Raw genomic sequence first — 19,017 nt, forward strand, 5'->3', positions numbered from 1 at the left:
ATGAAATACCTGGTACTGGCTGAAAAGCCTGACCAAGCCAAGAAATATGCTCATGCCCTGGGACAAGCTAAGAATGAAAAAGGGGCTTGGAAAGTCACAACAAACTTGATAGACGGTCAAGTGACGGTGGTTTCAGCCGTTGGTCACTTGGTCGAGATAAAGAATCCTTATCAGAACTATGAAAATTGGGACTTAGCAAACTTACCCGCTTTTCCTGAGACCTTCGAGTATGAGGTTAAGGCGGATAAGAAAAAGCAATTTAACCTGATAAAACGTGAGGTCAATCAAGCAGATTGCATCATCATAGGGACAGATGCAGATCGTGAGGGTGAGTCTATCGCTTATTTGATTTTGAGATTGATTCCAAATGCTCTGAAAAAGGTCAAATATAGATTATGGGTCAACTCTCTGACGGATTCAGGAATTGTCAAAGCCTTCAAAAGTCTGAGACCTGCTGAAGAAACCCGACAATATGCTGAAGAAGCTGAAGCACGTGCCAAATCAGATTGGTTGGTCGGCTTTAATTTCAGTCCTTGGACATCATTGAAGCTCCAGGAGTTAGGTTATTTAGGGGAGAAGGAGAAGAAGTTTTCAGTTGGTCGAGTACAGACACCGATTGTTTCTCTAATCGTTGAAAATGACCTGGCTATTGATTCTTTTGAGCCTAAACCGTTTTGGAAGGTAGAACTGATTGATGATGCAGGGACAATCTTCAAAAACAACACCAAATTTGAGACCCTAGAGAGCGCACAGGAGGCTCTAAAGGCTCTTGGGGGATATTCGGTCGTCCAATCTATTCAAAGCGAAAATAAGGCGGTTTCTGCGCCAAATTTATACCATTTGACAAGTCTTCAATCAGAAATGAGTAAGAAATATCACTTTGATTCAGCTTATACCCTTGAAATAGCTCAAAACCTCTATCAAAAAGGGGTTACGTCTTATCCACGTACTGACCACAAATTGATTACCCCTAATGAATTTGAATACCTGATTAAATACCTTGATGATTATAAAGCTATCCTGGGTATTGAAGCTGATTTACCTAACGTTAAGCCACGGAAGAAGTATGTGCAAGATAAACAGATGGAACACTACGCCATCATCCCAACGGAAAACACGTCAGACGTGAGTTCACTTGAAGGAGATGAAAAAATCATCTATACGGAAATCCTCAAGAGAACGCTCTTGATGTTTGCTCCTGATTACCGTTATCAAGCAACACAAGTGACACTTGATAATAACGGAAACACCTTCAGCGCCAAAGGAAATGTGATGACTAGTGAGGGATGGACAAAACTTGCTGAAAAAGAAAACAAAGATTCAGTCTTACCAATTTACCAGGAAGGGGCAAGGATAGCCACTGAAGCTCAAATCAAAGAAGACAAGACAAAACCACCTACAAGACTGACAGAAAGTAGTCTCCTTGATGAAGTGCTTCCAAGGTACAATCTAGGGACACCTGCAACACGAGCAGGCATCATCAAGACAATTATTGACCGTGACTATATTACACGTGACAAGAAGACAGGGCAACTTTTTCCGACAGAAAGGGGAAAGATGTTAGTCCTTTTCTTGGATAATCTTGAAGTGATGTACACCAATCCTGAAACAACTGGAAAGTGGGAGACTGCCCTTCAGTTGGTTGGTCAAGGTCAAAAGTCTAAAGACTGGTTCATTGAGCAAACTAAAAAAGCCATAAGAGCTCAAATAGAGAAAGGAGAGGGATAAATGGCAAGTATTGAGGAACTGAAGCAGTTATCTATTTTAGAGATAGCTGAAAGTCTAGGAATGCAATTAAACCGAACAGGAAGTCATACTTACTCCTGGCAGGAGCATGATTCCTTTACTATCAATACCAGGGATAATTATTTCAATTGGTTTGCCCGTTCTATTGGTGGTGACGTGATAAAAATGGTTCAGATAGTCCAAGAAGAAATGACAGGAGAATCTGTCTCTTTTAAGCAAGCTAAACATTTCCTGGAAGAGGGGAGCTTTGATGTAGTGGATGCAACTATTATCCCTGAAAAAGAACCTTTTCATTATTATCTTGAACCCTATGAAACAGAGTTTAAAGAGGGGAGAGAATACCTGAAGGACGTCAGGGGCTTGTCTGATGAGACGATCGATTTTTTCGCAGAAAAAGGCGTCTTATCACAAGCCACTAAAAAGACAGGTGACTACTTTGAACCTGTCCTAGTTTTTAAGAGTCTGGACACTCAAAATGAGGTTATAGGAGCTTCTTTGCAAGGGATAAGGGAAAACTTAGACTTGTACGAAAGAGGGCGCTTAAAACAAATAATGAGGGCTTCAGATGGCTTGACAGGGATGCACGTTGATATTGGGACACCATCCCGTCTAGTTTTTGCAGAAGCCCCAATAGACCTGATGAGTTACTATGAACTCAAAAAGGACACCCTGAAGGATGTCCGTTTAGTTGCTATGGATGGCTTAAAAGAATCAACTGTGAGTCGTCACGTGGCGGAACTCTTATCTGAAGTTGGTGAACTTAATGGCGAGGTTGACCAGGAGAAAAAATCCTCCTTCCTGGCTGATATGGCTAGAGTAACCACTTTCTTTGAAGATGGAAAACACCAGGATTTAATTACCCTTGCCGTTGATAATGATGAAGCAGGTCATACCTTTATTGAGCGCCTGACTGCTAAACAAATTGGACTTACCCTTGACCTTCCACCAATAGCAGAAGACCAGGACAAAATGGACTGGAATGATTACTTGAAAGAATCTAAGTCCCCAACAGTTAAGACACAAGAAAAAGCTCCTGACCGAAGTCAAGAGCCATCTAACATTGGGGGCGAACTTTTTAATCGCAATTTCAGTTCTTTAGAAACCGAAGTTTCAGGGATAGCACTGCAACCCGAAGAGTCAATGACTCAACCTGATTTTCCTGCCAATGTTTACTTATATTTTAACATTGATAGGTCTAAAGAGTCAAGTGTTGGGCTTAGAAATGGCTATCATTATGCAACAGACAAAGATATTCGTTTTCTTAATAGATATGCTGAAGAGTTTCAAAAGTCAGCATCCTGGTATTTGAATGAGCTTGCTGATAGCAAGGTCACTTATTTCTATCAAGACCTTGACGAAATTAAAATGCTTCAGATTGACTTTGAGAAGAAAAATTGGATGCACTTAACAGGACTAGCTCCTGTTTACCAGGAATGGGCGGACAATCTATCAGAGCAGTTTATCGAAGATATAGCTTCAGGAAACGGAAACTTTGCTAACTTATCCGTTGGAACAGGGTTTAGAGATAAAGCAAAATTATTACCTTTACTACCTGAAATATTTGAAACAGATTCATTTGTTTTTGATGATTTATCCTCAGTTGAAAAAATGGGACGACTCGATGTCTCAAGCTCTATTCGTTCTGATGATAAGGATATATTATTAGCTTTTAGGACTGATGACAATTCATCTTTCCCTGCAACGCTTTTAAAACCAAATACAGCCTTAAACATTGAACTAGATGCATTGAATCAAGAAAAAATTATCTTAGGTGTATTTGCTGAAAAGAATAATCAAATAAAAATTCTATCTCTTAATAATGAATTTATCACGGATAATGGAAAAGAAATGCTTGAGACTTTACAGAAAAATAAAGAAGTTACACCGCTTAAAGAAGAAATAAATTTACAAGATGGAGGGCATATAATGTCAACAAATCAAGACCAAAATTTAAGAAATCAGCTTGACCAAACTCTTAGAGAAGAAGAGCAAAAAAAGATTGAACAACATCAACAAGAAGAACTGGAACGGGATTCAGATGGTGACGGTCTTTCTGATGAACAAGAGAAAAATCAAGGGACAAGTCCTTACAATGCAGATACAGATGGAGACGGGAAATCGGATAATGAAGAAATTGGATATGGGTCAAATCCAGTTGATGCTGAGCATCCAAATTCTCAAAATACCCCTTCTTCAGAACCAACAAAAACTGTTGCTGAACTGATTGAAGCAAAAGACAGTAAAGGGCTTTCGCAATTATTGAAGGACGGTGTCAATGATTATTTTGAATCAGATACGTATAAACAATACCTTGAAACTATGAGCAAGTTTCACAGCTATTTCCCAAGAAATATTCAGTTGATTGTAATGCAAAATCCTGAAGCTTCACACGTGGCATCTTTCAAAAAGTGGAAGGATGACTTTGAAAGAAGTGTCAATAAAGGTGAGAAGGCGCTACGGATTTTTGCTCCAATCACACTAAAAAGAAAAGACCCAAAAACCAAAGAACCATTACTTGACGAAAATGGCAATGAACAAACTTACACTTCATTCAAATTAGTACCTGTCTTTGATATTTCGCAAACAAGCGGAAAAGAATTAGCAAAACCCATCTATGAACTCGAAGGGACTTATGAAGATTATGGCAATCTTTATAAGTCAGCAAAAGAGGTTTCAGAAGCTAATGGCGTACCTCTTTCTTTCAGCAATGACACAGGAACTTCCAATGGTTATTACTCTCCAAAAGAAAATCATATTGTGATTAAGCAAGGGATGTCTGAGCAACAAACTTTAAAAACAATCTTCCATGAAATGGCACATTCAGATTTACACAATTTAGAAAAGTTGCAAGAAGCACCATTGAAACGAAGTACCGCAGAACTACAAGCGGAGTCAGTCGCTTTTGTTGTTGCTAGTCACTATGGGTTAGACACAAGTGATTACAGTTTTGGTTATTTGGCAACATGGTCACAAGACCCTGAAGGACTTTCAGACCTAGAAGCACAAATCAAAATTGTCCAAAAAGAAGCAGATAGTTTGATTTCAAGAATTGATAAATCGCTTGAAAAGTATCAAAGTAAGGAACTAAAAAAAGATGCTTTTCAGGAAAAAATTGACCGACTGAAAAACAAAGATAAAGAAAAGACAGTTGAGCCAAAAGAGAAAGAGCAGGCGAAAGATTCGCCAAAAAAAGCACAAAAGAGCGACAACGAGATGAGCCTGTAAAAGACCTTGTCGCTCAATTATCAGCAGGCTTTATGAGTCGAAGAAAACAATCGGAGGAATAAAACCATGAATGAAACAATCGAAGCAACATTACTTTTGAACCTATTCTATTTTGAGAATGGCACATATACAAAGAATGAAAATTTTATCGAAGCCAAGCGCAGAAAAGCGATTGCTCTTTTAGATGAAGATGCGGACGAGCTAAAAGACATTGACCCTGATTTAGCTCAAGAATATGCTGAGACAATCAGCTATCTTGAAACTCTTTCTGATGAAGAGTATCAAACCAAAAAAGAAGAATTGCTTCAACAAGTTGAAGTCAATTAAGGTCTGAAGGACGACTTAGGGGCTTGGGGATATTCCCCAAAACTTTGAAAGATTGACCCGCTCAAAATTGGCACTTTGCCAGTTTTGAGTTTTGGGAAAATCTTTTAAATATTGCATTTGGGTACCCAAATGCTATGCTTGCCAGTTTGAAAAGTATAGGGGATAAGAGTGTACTTGTCAAGAAAAATGAAAGGATAATTTCAATGACAAACGAGAAACGATATAGAGAGATTCAGCGAAAAATGAGAGTGACTCCAAGAGAAAATGACCTGATAAAAGAAAGAATGGCACTTCATGGATTTAAAAATTTTAACACTTATGCTCGTTATATGCTTTTGACTGGTGAGGTGGTAACAGTTGATTATTCTGAGTTGATAAAATTGAGAACAGAGATAAATAGAATTGGTACAAATATCAACCAACTTGTAAAATATATCAACACGAATGAAGAAGTTAGTCTTGAAAATTATCGAACTTTGCAGGAATCGTTAGCAGAGGTTAAACGCTTGGTTGATGAAAATTTTAACCGAGAAATTGCCCATATTGAAAAAGTCTTGAAGGAAAGAAAGGAGTAAATTGATTTGGTAGTAACAAAAGTCAAACAGATAAAATCAGTCAATAAATTATCTGATGGTATCAAGTATATTGAAGATGGTGCTAAAACCATTGGAGCTGAATTACTTGATTCAGATTTAAACTTTCCTATCAAGTTTGTAAATGGTCAACCTGTCTCTCAGTTGGTCTCAGGAAATCTGATAATTGATGTTGAGTCTGCTTATTCAGAAATGATGCAACTGAAGCAACTTGCCAATTTAGAAAAAGGCAGACCAATCAATAATGAGGAGTTGGTCAAAAATGACGTTTTAGCCCACCATGTTATTCAATCATTTTCCCCTGAAGATAATCTGACACCTGAAGAGGTACATGAAATTGGACGAAAGACGGCACTTGAGTTGACAGGTGGAAGTCATCAATTTGTGATTGCCACTCACATGGACAAGGGGCATCTACACAATCACATTTATATCAATTCCACTAACTCAGTAACTCTTAATAAATTCAGATGGCAGAAGGGAACAAAAAAAGCCCTGGAGCAAATTTCTGATAAGTATGCTGATTTAGCAGGAGCAAAAATCCTTGAAAATAAAAATCAATTTGGTCACAAAGAATACTCAGCATATCAGAAAGAAAATGTCTTCAAATTAGAAATCAAGTCCCGTCTTGAATTTCTTTTGAAACACTCAACCAGTCTAGGGGACTTTCAAGAGAAGGCAAAGGCGCTTAATCTTGCAGTAGACTTTTCAGGCAAATATGCCAAATATAAATTACTTGATAAAGACCAAAAGAGAAATACCCGTGACAGCACCTTGTCAAAAAAGGGGCGTTACTCTTTGGAACAAATTCAAGAGCGAATAGCTAAAAATGAAATCGTGCATCCGCTAGAGTCAATTAAAAGCGAGTATGACAAATTACAAGCCGAGAAAGCTGAAGATTTTGAAATCAGGGTCAAGATTGAACCGTGGCAGGTCGAGCATGAAACAGACACAGGGATTTATCTTCAAATGCAGTATGGGATAGCCAATCAAGGAACAGTTAAAATTCCAAGTCGCTTAATTGATAAGCAGGATGACGGGAGCTTTGATGTCTTTATCAAGAAATCTGATTTTTTCTATTTCATCAATCCTGACAATTCAGCAAGTAACAAATTTATGAAAGGGTCAACCCTTATCAATCAGCTTGCTTATGAGAGTGGAGAATATATCTTGACCAAGAACCCTAATATTTCCAAGTTGGATTTACTGGTCAAGGAATATAATTACCTAGTCAGTCATAATGTATCTGATTCTGACCAGTTTCATGAACTACGTGACCGCTTCATTGCTCAAATTGAAGAAACACAAGATTCATTAAATAATCTTGATGACAAAGTGGAACGCTTGAACAAAATTGCTTCAGCGCTTGAAGATATTCATTCGGAAAGTCCGATTGATGCAAAAGTAGCTTATCAAGTTTTGGAAGAACTCAATATTTCACCTTCAGTCAATCCAAAAGAGATTGAAAAACAGGTTGTTGAGGTTTCAATCGAACGGAAAGCACTGAAGGAAAAATTTGATAGTATTGTTAAAGACTTTACAAAATATGAAAGCATAGAAAGAAATTCTAAAGCACGTCAAGATGATTTTAAACACACTCTTAAAAAAGATAGAGAAGAGGTTGAGAGATGATAGACAAAATAATATATATAGGAGTATAATAAAACTATAAATATTTAGAAAGGTTCTTTGAGGATATACTATGAAGAAAACAACAACGTTAGAAGAGTTTCTTAGCCAGTTAGATGGAAATGACTGGCCCTGCACTTACATGGTGACATATCATAGACCAGAAAAATTACCTCTAACTAGGTCTGGTAGAGCTAGACTCATTAAATATCAAGATAGTCTGTTGATTAGATGGGATAATGAAATCAAATTAGAATTGGAACTTGGTGAGATTCCAGTGTCAAGTTTTCCTCTCTATCAATCGATTGAGTATGATGCTTGGGAGAATGAGTATAGCAATGCTCCATCATTTGCAATAAAAATTCCCAAATGGGATATGTATTTCAATTTGTAAATAGAAAAATGGTCATGTCTATTAGATGTGGTCATTTTCTATATATTTTATTAAATGATGAGGACAATAAAGTATGCCTTATTGACCTATTATTCATTTATTGATTTACCAGGTCTGAGAAGGTGGACAATAGAGTTAGGCAAAAAAGGAGGCTATAAATGACAAGAATTGGTTATGCACGTATCAGTTCATCTGACCAAAACATGGCAAGGCAATTAGAACAGCTTAACCAGGTAGATAAACTTTTTCAAGAAGCTATCAGCGGAGCTAACAAAGACCGCCCTCAGTTGCAAGCCATGCTTGCTTATATCCGTGAAGGTGATATAGTGGTTGTAACAGAATTAGAACGCCTGGGAAGAAATAACAAGGAGCTAACTGAGGTCATGAATGATATTCAAGCAAAGGGGGCAACCTTGGAAGTCTTAAATCTTCCCACTCTTCGAGGGATTGAGGATGACAACCTGAGACGGCTCTTGAACAATCTTATCCTGGAACTCTACAAGTACCAGGCACAAGCTGAAAGGGAACGCATAAAGGAACGGCAACGCCAAGGGATAGCTATTGCCAAGACTCAAGGAAAGTACAAAGGCAGAAAAGCCATTTTTTCAGAAGATGACAGCAGGCTTCTTCATGCCTTTGACCTTTACCTTGAAGGTCTATCAGATAAAGACGTTGCCAAGCTAACAGGTATCAACGAACGTACTTTTAGGCGGTATCGTGAAAAGCATAAGATAAAAAGATAAATATAATTATAATTATAAACATAATTATGTTGACAAATATAATTATAGTGGTATAATAGAAGCATAGAAAACAGGAGGGATTTCTGATGAAGATTATTACATTTTCAGCTATCAAGGGTGGGGTTGGGAAGACAACTCTTGCCTATAATTATGGTGAGTGGTTAGCTAGTAAAGGAAAGCAGGTCTTGTTTATTGACCTTGACCATCAATGCAACTTAACCCAAACTTATGATGTTTTTAATAACGAGGGAACAGTCGCTAATATTTTTAGAGGGAAAGGTGATGTTGCTCTTTTGAATGTTAAGGAGAACATTGACTTAATTCCAGGCTATCTCCGTCTTGATAGGTTAGAAAAAGAACTTGAGACCAAAGCCTATAAAGATATGTTACTTTATATGTGGCTAGAGGATAACTATGATGATAAAGGAATTGAGAAGTACGATTATGTCATCATAGATTGCCATCCTGATTTTTCAACGGCAACTCGTAACGCTATCATTGTTAGCCATGCAGTGTTAAGTCCTGTGATTCCGTCAGAGCATGGTTACCAGGCAAAATTTAACCTTCAGGAGCGACTAGAAGAATTTAAAGCTGAAGCGTTCGATTTTAAAACCCGTGAAAGCTATGTGACAGCAGAACTTTTCTTTTTAGGAAATATGATTAAGCACAATACCAAATCATCCAAAGAATTGGTAGCATCTCTTAAGAATGAGGAAAATGTCCTTGCAATGATTCCTCAAAAAGAACTCTTTAATAGGTCAACGCTTGATAAAGTATCTCTTTCAGATATGATGAGGGATAAAGAGCTGACCAGGGGAAATAAGTCATTTTTCAAGGATATTGACTTTACTTTTCAGAAAATAACTGATAGAATATCATTATAAATATAAACATAAACATAGTTATAAATATAGTTATGAATATATTGATAAAGGAGATACCATGGCATTTGAATCTAAGAAAAAGCAAATCAGCAAATCCCTTCAGGAAACCTTGAAAGAGGTTAAGACACCTTCAGCAGTTGAGACGTTTGAACGGACCAAACAATATCAGTTTACTCTTCAGCCATCAGTCCGTGAAAAAATAGACAGCCTGGCAAAAGAGAAAGGCTATCGTTCAGCATCTTCATTTATTAACGACTATTTCAAAAAATTATAAACATAAATATGTTTATAATTATAATGTGAAGGATGACCTTTCCCTTTAGATGTGACCCCGATTGATGACCAAAATATATAGACCTTTCCTGATGGAGAGGTCGTTTTTTAATACCCAAAATTCTGAGTTATCGCTATAATAGGCTTTATTATTTCAAAAAATGGGGTGAAGTAGATGGATGTAGCCATTCTTGACGAAAGAGAGTTTTCAAAACAGTTGAATCAAAACAATCAGCGTTCTTTTCTGAAGATGATTGAAGCCTATGAGAAAAAGATTGCGCCTAGCATGAGAGCGCAGGGATATAAAAGAATTAACCAAAAAGAACGTACTGTGATTTTCTCCTTTGGTGAAATGACCTTTACACGTAGCAGATGGAAGAAGGGAGATACGGTTAGAATCCCTGTTGATGAAAAGTTAGGTTTAGAACCACGTCAACGCTTCTCCCAGGAGCTTCTTTATCAGATTACTGAGCTATCAAATTATATGCCTTATCGGAAAGTAGTTGCTGTGATGGAGTTGCTGAAGAAAATCTATATTACTAAAAACACCGTTCAGCACGCCTTAGAGGTGGCAGGGCAACTGATTAACGAGAAAGAAGAATATGACTCTCTATCTGTTCAAAGTTGGGCTGAGGAAGAAAAAGAGAGGGTCAAACCCAAAATCTTGTATGTTGAAGGGGATGGGGTTTGGGTCAAACAGTCAACGGACAAGAAGAAAAAATCCCTTGAACTGGCTCACTTTGTCGTCCATTCAGGAAGTAAAAAAGGCAAAAGAAATATCCTGATGGATAAACTAGAAGTAGTATCAACACACTATCAACGTGCAAAAGATAAACTCCTAGACCTTATTTATCAGCATTATGATATTGATTCTAATACCATGATTGTTACTAATTCAGATGGTGGCAAGGGCTATTCTCCCAAAGTATTTAAGGAGCTTGCAGATGCTTTCAATCCCAAAAAGCACTTTCATTTTTGGGATGCTTTTCACGTGAATCAAGCCTTGAAAAAGAACCTGAGTCCTTTTCCTTCAGGTTTGGTCAATCAAGCCTTTAAAGCGGTCAAAAACCGAGACAAGTCAGGGTTGAAGACGGTGCTTGATACCGCAGAATCATTGATTGAGTCGGATGAGAGATTAGAAGCCTTTCAACGCTTCAGCAGGCAACTGATGAAAAATTTCAGGTTTACGGACAAACCTGAGTCTTTTGGATTGAGTTCAAATGGTATAGGTATAATGGAATCGCAACACCGAAAAATCACGTATAGGATGAAAAACAGGGGGATGTATTGGAGTAAGAAGGGGGCTAACGCCATGAGTCAGACTATTCTTTTAAGCCACACAGGAGAGTTGAGAGACCTCTTTTTCGGTGAGTGGAGAAGTCACTTTGACACAATGAAAGACCAAGAGAGAAACTCTCCTGGTCTATCTTGTTATGATGAGCAAAAAAACTATTCCCTGCCACAGCTGAAACGGACAAACGTTAAGAAAAAATGGGGAGAACATTTTATAGAGGAACGTGACTAAAAGAAAAAAACCTGAAATGACAAAGTTTAATGTAAAAAAATTCAGAAAACACTTGCATTTGGCTCTTTGTATGGTATAATAGAGGTATATAAAAACACGAAGAAAAGACGGAAGGTGCGACAACACCTATCCGCCTACCGATTAAACAAATGGTACTTGTTCAATCAGTTTAATAGTATTGTATCATCATCACGACGATAAATCAAGACTGGGACAGGGAAAAGTTGAAAGTTTCGGTCTTTGTTTGCGTTCGATTGATGATTTTTCATTTTCTCCCAAAAACAGACACATTCTTTGAACGGTTATCGATAGCTAGCTTGTGAGAATTAAGATATAATAGAAAATATATAGAAATCGTTTTCAACTGGTGATGAGGAGATCAGTATGGTATCAGAAGAAAAATACATCTTAGCAATTGATCAAGGGACAACTAGTTCACGTGCTATTGTCTTTAATAGAAAAGGTGAAAAAGTAGCAAGTAGTCAGAAAGAGTTTCCCCAACTTTTCCCGCAACCGGGATGGGTAGAACATAACGCGAATCAGATTTGGAACTCGGTGCAATCCGTGATTGCAGAGGTTTTTATCGAAGGCCATTTAAAGCCCAATCAAATCCAAGGAATAGGGATTGCTAATCAACGCGAAACCACGGTTGTTTGGGATAAAGAAACGGGACTTCCGATATATAATGCCATTGTTTGGCAATCGCGACAAACGACACCTCTTGTAGAACGTTTAAAAAAAGAAGGCTATGTGGATTTTTTCCATCAAAAAACAGGGCTAGTCATTGACGCCTATTTCTCTGCCACAAAAGTCAGATGGATTTTAGACCAAGTTCCAGGGGCGCAGGAGCGTGCTGAAAAGGGCGAATTGCTTTTTGGAACGATTGATACTTGGCTAGTTTGGAAGCTGACCGATGGTGCAGTTCACGTGACAGATTATTCGAATGCTGCTCGGACCATGCTTTTCAATATCAAGGAACTGAAATGGGATGATGACATTTTAGAACTTCTCAATATTCCAAAAATCATGTTGCCAGAAGTTAAGTCAAATTCTGAAATCTATGGCTATACCACAAGTTTTCATTTTTATGGAGGAGAGGTTCCCATCTCTGGGATGGCGGGAGATCAGCAAGCAGCCCTCTTTGGACAGTTAGCTTTGGAGCCAGGAATGGTCAAAAACACCTACGGAACAGGTTCTTTTATCATTATGAATACAGGAGAAGACCTGCAATTTTCTAAAAATAATCTGTTAACAACTATCGGCTACGGTATAAATGGAAAAATCACCTATGCTCTAGAAGGTTCAATTTTTATCGCAGGAAGTGCCGTACAGTGGCTTCGTGATGGTCTTCGTATGATAGAAACCTCCCCAGAGTCAGAGAGTTTGGCAGTAGCCTCTACCAGTGAGGATGACATTTATGTTGTTCCGGCATTTACAGGCTTAGGGGCACCTTATTGGAATTCGGATGCGAGAGGCGCTGTTTTTGGGCTAACCCGCGCTACCAGTAAAGAAGATTTTGTGAAGGCAACCCTTCAATCCATCGCCTACCAAGTTCGCGATGTCATAGACACTATGCAAGTGGATTCAGGAATAAGTATTCCTAAACTTCGAGTTGATGGTGGTGCTGCTATGAATAATCTGCTCATGCAGTTTCAAGCCGATATCTTAAACATAACCATTGAGCGGGTCAAGAATTTAGAAACCACAGCTCTTGGAGTTGCCTTTTTAGCGGGTTTATCTGTAGGTTACTGGTCAGATATTGAAGAATTGAAAACTCTAGACCATACTGGGCAATTGTTTCAGCCTGAGATGGCAGCAGAACGTCGAGACTTCTTGTATAAGGGGTGGAAGAAAGCTGTCAAGGCTACCCAAGCTTTTGCAGCAGAAGAATAATGCTTTGGAATAATTTGCTATCATTATTGATGTGCAGGACAATTTGAGGGCTACTAATCCGATGCGAATAAAAACTAGGACTTTTTTGGAGTCCTAGTTTTTATATAGTCTTTGCTTAAAAATAAAGTAGTTCTTTTGGTGTCTTGGTGAAGAGGTCAAAGCCGTCCTTGGTCACGACACCACAGTCTTCGATACGCACACCAACTTTTCCAGGGATATAAATGCCTGGTTCTACGGAGAAGGCCATACCTTCTTCAAGCACCAAATCATTGCCTTCCATGATCGACGGGAACTCATGCACACTCATCCCAATTCCATGGCCAAGTCTGTGATTAAAGTATTCCCCATAACCTGCCTTGGCAATGACATTGCGAGCAGCGGCGTCGACTTCTGCGGCGGTTACGCCTGGTTTGATAAAGTCTAGCGCAGTCAATTGAGCTTGTAAACAGAGATTGTAGATGTCTTTTTTAAAGGAATCTGGTTGGCCAACAGCAACTGTGCGTGTCATATCAGACATATAACCGTTATTTTCGGTTCCAAGGTCAAAGAGCAGGAGGGCATCGTTTTGGATCAGATTGGCACCAGGATGGCCGTGAGGGTTGGCAGCATTATCAGCTGTTAAAACCATGGTCTCAAAACTCATTTTAGATACACCGGCTTTTTTCATGCCAAATTCGATTTCTGTGATGATGTCTGTCTCTGTTTTTTCAAGAGAGATTGCCTCAAAACCAATCTGCATGGCCTTGTCCGCAAAGGTCCCAGCGTACATGAGTTTTGCGACTTCGTCGGCTGATTTGATCAATTTCATACGGTTGATGTAGGGAGTTAGGTCAGTGAAGTCTGTTTCAAAGACCTGTCGAAGACCGTGGTATCTGGTCAGATTAAGGCTGTCAAACTCAGCTAGGATAATGTCATTGGGCAAGTTTCCGATAGTGGTAGCGATCTTTTGCCAAGGATTTTCGGAGTCTTGATAGCCAACGACGTTAAAAGGAACGATTTTTCGAGCACCAGCCATCTCCATAGCAGGTAAGAAAAGAAGAGGCTCGCGATCTCTAAAAACAAAGAGAAAGAGATGGCGCTCGTGGGGATCGCTATAAAATCCTGTCAAATAATTGATGGAGACAGGATCTGAAAAGATAGCTAGACTCGCTTCTTGGTGATCGAGATAGCTGACAATTTGCTGGATTTTTTCCATGATAAGACCAACTTTCTAAACAAACATAATAAATGTACTCCCATTTTTCCAAAAAAGCTGTGAAAAATCAAGAAAAAAGAGCGTTTTCACTTGAAAGAGTTTCCATAAAGTGATAAACTAGGATTGGAATGTAAGCGAAATTTTCAAAAAATAGAAAGGACATTCAGTTATGTTAAATACTGATGAAACAGTAACTATATACGATGTTGCCAGAGAAGCTGGTGTTTCTATGGCGACCGTTAGTCGTGTCGTTAACGGTAACAAAAACGTCAAGGAAAATACACGTAAGAAAGTTCTCGAAGTAATCGAGCGTCTGGATTATCGCCCTAACGCAGTTGCTCGTGGCTTAGCAAGTAAAAAAACGACAACTGTAGGTGTCGTTATTCCGAATATTGCTAATGCTTATTTTGCTACATTGGCGCAGGGGATTGATGATATTGCCGAAATGTACAAATACAATATCATTATTGCCAACAGTGACGAAAATGACGATAAAGAAGTTAATGTTGTCAATACGCTTTTTTCTAAGCAGGTTGACGGGATTATCTTTATGGGCTATCACCTGACCGATAAGGTGCGGGCTGAGTTTTCACGCTCTCGTAAGCCGATCGTTTTAGCAGGTACAGTTGACTTAGAGCACCAGTTGCCAAGTGTTAATATTGACTACAAGCAATCAACTGCTGATGCGGTTAAGATTTTAGCCAAACACAATAAAAAGATTGCTTTTGTCTCTGGTCCTTTGTTGGATGAGATTAATGGCAAACTCCGTCTTAAAGGCTACAAGGATGGTTTGAAGTCAAGTAAGTTATCCTTTAACGAAGGCCTTGTCTTTGAAGCTAAGTACAAGTACCAAGAAGGTTATGCACTTGCAGAGCGCGTGCTCAAATCAGGGGCAACTGCTGCTATCGTAGCAGAAGATGAAATTGCAGTTGGTCTTTTAAATGGTATTGAAGATGCTGGCGTGAAGGTTCCGGAAGACTTTGAAATTATCACAAGTAATGATTCGACAGTGACTAAGTTTGCTCGTCCAAACTTGACGTCTATCAGCCAACCAATCTATGATATTGGTGCCATTGCTATGCGGATGTTGACGAAAATCATGCTCAAAGAAGATTTAGAAGACCGTGAAGTGATTCTAAACCATTCGATTGCGGAACGTAAATCAACCAAGTAAATGACTATGTAATAAACTTATTTTAAGTGATCAAAGTACGATGTGAAGTACTTGAAACAATAAGAGATTAATTAATGACCTTGCTCCTCTTTCTGAGAGGAACAAGGTCATTATATTTTTGTCTGAGTTTTCAATGCTTTTAATTTCGTTAGGAAAACAAAAGCAACCTTTCCTCACTAGGAGGGAAGGTTACCGTGTTGTGATTCATGAGTGCTATTGTACGAAAAAACTGCCATAAAAACCTATTAGAATAACTCACTGGAACGATTTATTGAAATAATTTAGAAAATCACTATCCTAATTGATTTTTATGCTCTAGCTAATCGTTGTTTAGGGCAAAGAAACAAGTTTTATCGTTTTTTGGATAGTACACGATATTTTGCTAATAAGTGTATTAGAGCAACACCGACTATCGCTATTAAATTGAAGGAATCACCTGTCGATGGTAACGTTCTGTGACTAGCAACTTTAGATTGTGTTACGTCTGATGTTGCTGGTTGCGTCTGATCAGAGAACGAATTGTTTGGTTTAAGAGTAGTTTCAGATGTATCAGAATCTAGCGATGGTTGTTGTTTTGTGTGTTCTCCATTACTTTGTGGGTATTTAGCTTCAGTAGTGATGGAAGAAGCAGAAGTCGTTTGTGATTGAGAGGTTGACTGTTCTTGAGGAACTGTTTGAGAGACTTCACTTAAAGTTACCATAGAAGTTGGCATAGAAATCGTTTGTTGAAGAGAAGACGTTTGACTTTGAAGGGAGGTAGGGGTTATCTCGCTTTGAGTTGTTAAGACAATGTCCTCAGTAGTCACAGGGATTTCAGATACCGTTTGGCTTTGAGGGGAGGAAGTTATCTCGCTTTGAGTTGTTAAAGAAATTTCTTCTGTAGTTACAGGCGTAGTCACAGGGACTTGAGAAGTCGTTTGCTTCATTGTGACAGCTGATGTAACGGTGCCTGTTGTGGTCTTTTCTGATACAGTTGTGTAAGGAGACTCAGGTTTCTTATTTGAAACAGCATACTCTGTATTCATACGATTTAAAAACGCTTTTAAGGGAATTGAGATACCATTATATATTTCTTGATCATTTAAGTCACCAGCTTCTTCACTCCAAACCGAGAATGCAGAACCAATAACATTTCCTTGATACGCATTCGTTAGGAGATCCCCTGTGTTCATGTTAAACTGTTCTAACGACCACATCTGTGAATTAGATTGATCACTTTTTTGGATACTATTAGCATTATAAATAGCATCTGAAATAAATTGATCTATTGGAGATTTTGGAAGCATGGCTAGAAAATAGCCGTTGTAATTTAAGAGTTTGTAACCTGCATTTATGAGGTCATCAGCAGTCATTCTACTGGAATCTTTTTCTAGTTGAGGGTTCCAATAGGTGATCTGGACTGATTTATCGATTTTTGGATGTGTGACACCATCTATGTGCTTAAAGCCATCATTCCAAACTCTAGTAACGATGCCATTTTGAAGGAGTTGACTAGCAGAACGATTGACATAATCAATAAATGCTAGATTGTATTCTATTCCCCCAGCAAATTCATCGCCACCAATATGAAAATAGCCTAAATTTGGTACTTGTGAAACAAATTCTGCTTGCAAAGAGAGGGCGAAAGCCATTGTGGCCTCGTTTTCGATGTCTAGTTGATCACTATCGGTTAGATGACCTGTTGCATCACCAATTTGGAACCATTTTACTTGCTTTGCAATGGTTGGATCCGCATAAGATAATAGTTCTTTAATACCTTTTGAGTGACTAGGCATATCAATTTCAGGAACGAGATAAACTCCTTTTGATAAAGCATAGTTGTTTAAAGCTGATAATTGATTAAAAGTTAAGAAAGGCTTGTTTGTATTAGGGTTAATGAAGGTTTCTGTTTCTTCTATATATAGAGCATCCTCAGCTTTCTGATTGAGGAGGTGGCTTTCAATACCGTAGTTATCATCTGTTAAATGAAGGTGAAGAAAATGACCTCCATTCTCAGCAATGTGATCAATATAGTTGCGAATGCTGCCAATAGAATAGTAACGTCTAGCGACATCTAATAATAAACCTGAGTCCATTATAGATATCTTCTGATTTTCTGAAGACGTATTAACACCAGTCTTGTTTAGAGGAGTTTCGAGCGCTAAAACATTCAAGGATGAAAGGTTCAGTTGAAACATTAAAACGGATAAAGTTATCAATTTAGTATATATTTTCTTTTTCATGCATTTATAGTATATATTAATTATCAGTTTAATTCAAGACAAAAGAGTTTTTATTAAGGGTTATCCATTAGAAATACTGATGAAAGCATTTTAGAGCTAAAAAGAGTGAGAGCTTTGGCAATTAGCTATTGGAGTGACTCTTGTATGCTATCCAAAGGACATTGTCTTTTTGAAGGGAAAAGGCTATAATAAAACCATGAAGATTTTGCTGTATTTAGAAGGAGAAAAACTTATCTCCAAATCAGGCATCGGCCGAGCCATTAAGCATCAAGAAAGAGCCTTGACTTTAGCCGGGATTGATTACACCACCAATCTTAAAGAGGATTACGACATTGTTCACATCAATACCTATGGCTTTAGGAGTTTAAGGCTTCTTCGTCAGGCCAAAAGACAGGGGAAACGCGTGATTGTTCATGCCCATTCCACCAAGGAAGATTTTGAAAACTCTTTTAAAGGGTCTAATCTCTTGGCACCAATGGTTAAGAATTACCTGACTTATTTTTATCAGCAGGCAGATCACATTATCACCCCAACCCCTTATTCAGAAAGCCTTTTGAGAAGCTATGGAATCACGCGTCCCATCTCAGCGATTTCGAACGGGATAGACTTGACCAAATATGTGTCGAACCCTGAAAAAGAAGCGCATTTTAGGGACTATTTTGATATCGAACCTGACCAAAAGGTCGTGATTAGTGCGGGGCTTTACTTTAAGCGCAAGGGGATTAATGATTTCGTCAAGGTAGCTGAGCAAATGCCACATGTGCGCTTTATATGGTTTGGTCAGATTAACAAGCTTTTAATCCCGAATGATATTGCCGAAATTGTTGAGAAAAATCACCCAGCAAATGTTAGCTTCCCTGGCTATATCAAGGGTCCAGTTTTTGAAGGAGCTATGAGTGGTGCGGATGCCTTTTTCTTCCCATCTTACGAAGAAACAGAAGGTATTGTGGTGCTTGAGGCTTTAGCCAGTTACCAGCATGTTTTGGTGAGAGACATCCCTGTCTATCGGGGATGGCTGGATAGAACGAACGTGACCATGGGACGCAACAATGAGGAATTTGTGGCAGCCCTAGATGATATTTTAGGAGGTCAAATCGATCGTCGACAAGCTGGATACCAGGTAGCCAAGGGACGATCGATTGAAGTAGTATCCCGTCAGCTTGCCAATGTATATCGTAAGGTTATGGAGTAGAT

General features: G+C 38.5%; 15 protein-coding genes. 13 read left to right on the plus strand and 2 right to left on the minus strand.

Translation table 11 applies throughout. From position 1 onward, the window contains the following. The 11 genes from ACVRYP_RS04425 (at position 1) to glpK (ending at position 13,232) form a co-directional block, all read left to right on the plus strand. Positions 1–1,728 (plus strand): DNA topoisomerase, encoded by a 1,728-nt coding sequence (locus ACVRYP_RS04425; RefSeq protein WP_447467549.1) that lies wholly within the window; start codon positions 1–3, stop codon positions 1,726–1,728. Beyond that, positions 1,729–4,971, plus strand: coding sequence for a PBECR4 domain-containing protein (locus ACVRYP_RS04430; RefSeq protein ID WP_447467550.1), 3,243 nt, complete (start codon positions 1,729–1,731; stop codon positions 4,969–4,971). A gap of 66 nt (positions 4,972–5,037) precedes the next feature. Next, the gene (locus tag ACVRYP_RS04435; RefSeq protein WP_447467551.1) at positions 5,038–5,298 is read left to right on the plus strand and encodes a transcriptional regulator; all 261 of its coding nucleotides are present in this window, start codon (positions 5,038–5,040) and stop codon (positions 5,296–5,298) included. A 203-nt stretch (positions 5,299–5,501) separates the two neighbouring features. Next, on the plus strand, positions 5,502–5,873 hold the full coding sequence (locus tag ACVRYP_RS04440) for a plasmid mobilization protein (protein ID WP_111679708.1): 372 nt from the start codon (positions 5,502–5,504) through the stop codon (positions 5,871–5,873). 6 nt (positions 5,874–5,879) lie between these two features. Next, positions 5,880–7,523, plus strand: coding sequence for a helical hairpin domain-containing protein (locus tag ACVRYP_RS04445; RefSeq protein ID WP_447467552.1), 1,644 nt, complete (start codon positions 5,880–5,882; stop codon positions 7,521–7,523). A gap of 70 nt (positions 7,524–7,593) precedes the next feature. Then, complete coding sequence (locus ACVRYP_RS04450; protein WP_447467553.1) at positions 7,594–7,914, plus strand: hypothetical protein; 321 nt, start codon at positions 7,594–7,596, stop codon at positions 7,912–7,914. A gap of 158 nt (positions 7,915–8,072) precedes the next feature. Next, the gene (locus tag ACVRYP_RS04455) at positions 8,073–8,657 is read left to right on the plus strand and encodes a recombinase family protein (RefSeq protein ID WP_447467554.1); all 585 of its coding nucleotides are present in this window, start codon (positions 8,073–8,075) and stop codon (positions 8,655–8,657) included. Positions 8,658–8,743: 86 nt separating this feature from the next. Continuing rightward, positions 8,744–9,541 carry a ParA family protein gene (locus ACVRYP_RS04460; RefSeq protein ID WP_447467555.1) on the plus strand — a complete coding sequence of 266 codons (798 nt, stop codon included), beginning with the start codon at positions 8,744–8,746 and terminating at the stop codon, positions 9,539–9,541. Positions 9,542–9,599: 58 nt separating this feature from the next. Beyond that, on the plus strand, positions 9,600–9,815 hold the full coding sequence (locus tag ACVRYP_RS04465; protein WP_447467556.1) for a ribbon-helix-helix domain-containing protein: 216 nt from the start codon (positions 9,600–9,602) through the stop codon (positions 9,813–9,815). A 174-nt stretch (positions 9,816–9,989) separates the two neighbouring features. After that, on the plus strand, positions 9,990–11,339 hold the full coding sequence (locus tag ACVRYP_RS04470; RefSeq protein WP_447467557.1) for an ISLre2 family transposase: 1,350 nt from the start codon (positions 9,990–9,992) through the stop codon (positions 11,337–11,339). Between the two features lie 384 nt (positions 11,340–11,723). Next, on the plus strand, positions 11,724–13,232 hold the full coding sequence (glpK, locus tag ACVRYP_RS04475) for a glycerol kinase GlpK (protein ID WP_447467558.1): 1,509 nt from the start codon (positions 11,724–11,726) through the stop codon (positions 13,230–13,232). A gap of 115 nt (positions 13,233–13,347) precedes the next feature. On the opposite strand, the gene ACVRYP_RS04480 is transcribed toward glpK, so the two are convergent. After that, entirely contained in the window at positions 13,348–14,427 is a 1,080-nt protein-coding gene (locus ACVRYP_RS04480; RefSeq protein WP_447467559.1) for a M24 family metallopeptidase, read from the minus strand. A gap of 169 nt (positions 14,428–14,596) precedes the next feature. Between ACVRYP_RS04480 and ccpA the strand changes: the two genes are divergently transcribed. Further along, positions 14,597–15,601 carry a catabolite control protein A gene (gene ccpA, locus ACVRYP_RS04485; protein WP_447467560.1) on the plus strand — a complete coding sequence of 335 codons (1,005 nt, stop codon included), beginning with the start codon at positions 14,597–14,599 and terminating at the stop codon, positions 15,599–15,601. Between the two features lie 350 nt (positions 15,602–15,951). Here the strand turns inward: ccpA and ACVRYP_RS04490 are convergent, their stop codons facing one another. Continuing rightward, on the minus strand, positions 15,952–17,823 hold the full coding sequence (locus tag ACVRYP_RS04490; protein ID WP_447467561.1) for a family 20 glycosylhydrolase: 1,872 nt from the start codon (positions 17,821–17,823) through the stop codon (positions 15,952–15,954). A gap of 196 nt (positions 17,824–18,019) precedes the next feature. On the opposite strand from ACVRYP_RS04490, the gene ACVRYP_RS04495 reads away from it, so the two are divergent. Further along, the gene (locus ACVRYP_RS04495) at positions 18,020–19,015 is read left to right on the plus strand and encodes an LTA glycolipid anchor biosynthesis glycosyltransferase, IagA/BgsA family (RefSeq protein WP_447467607.1); all 996 of its coding nucleotides are present in this window, start codon (positions 18,020–18,022) and stop codon (positions 19,013–19,015) included. The last annotated feature ends 2 nt before the right edge of the window (positions 19,016–19,017 follow it).

Source organism: Streptococcus rifensis, assembly GCF_053203525.1.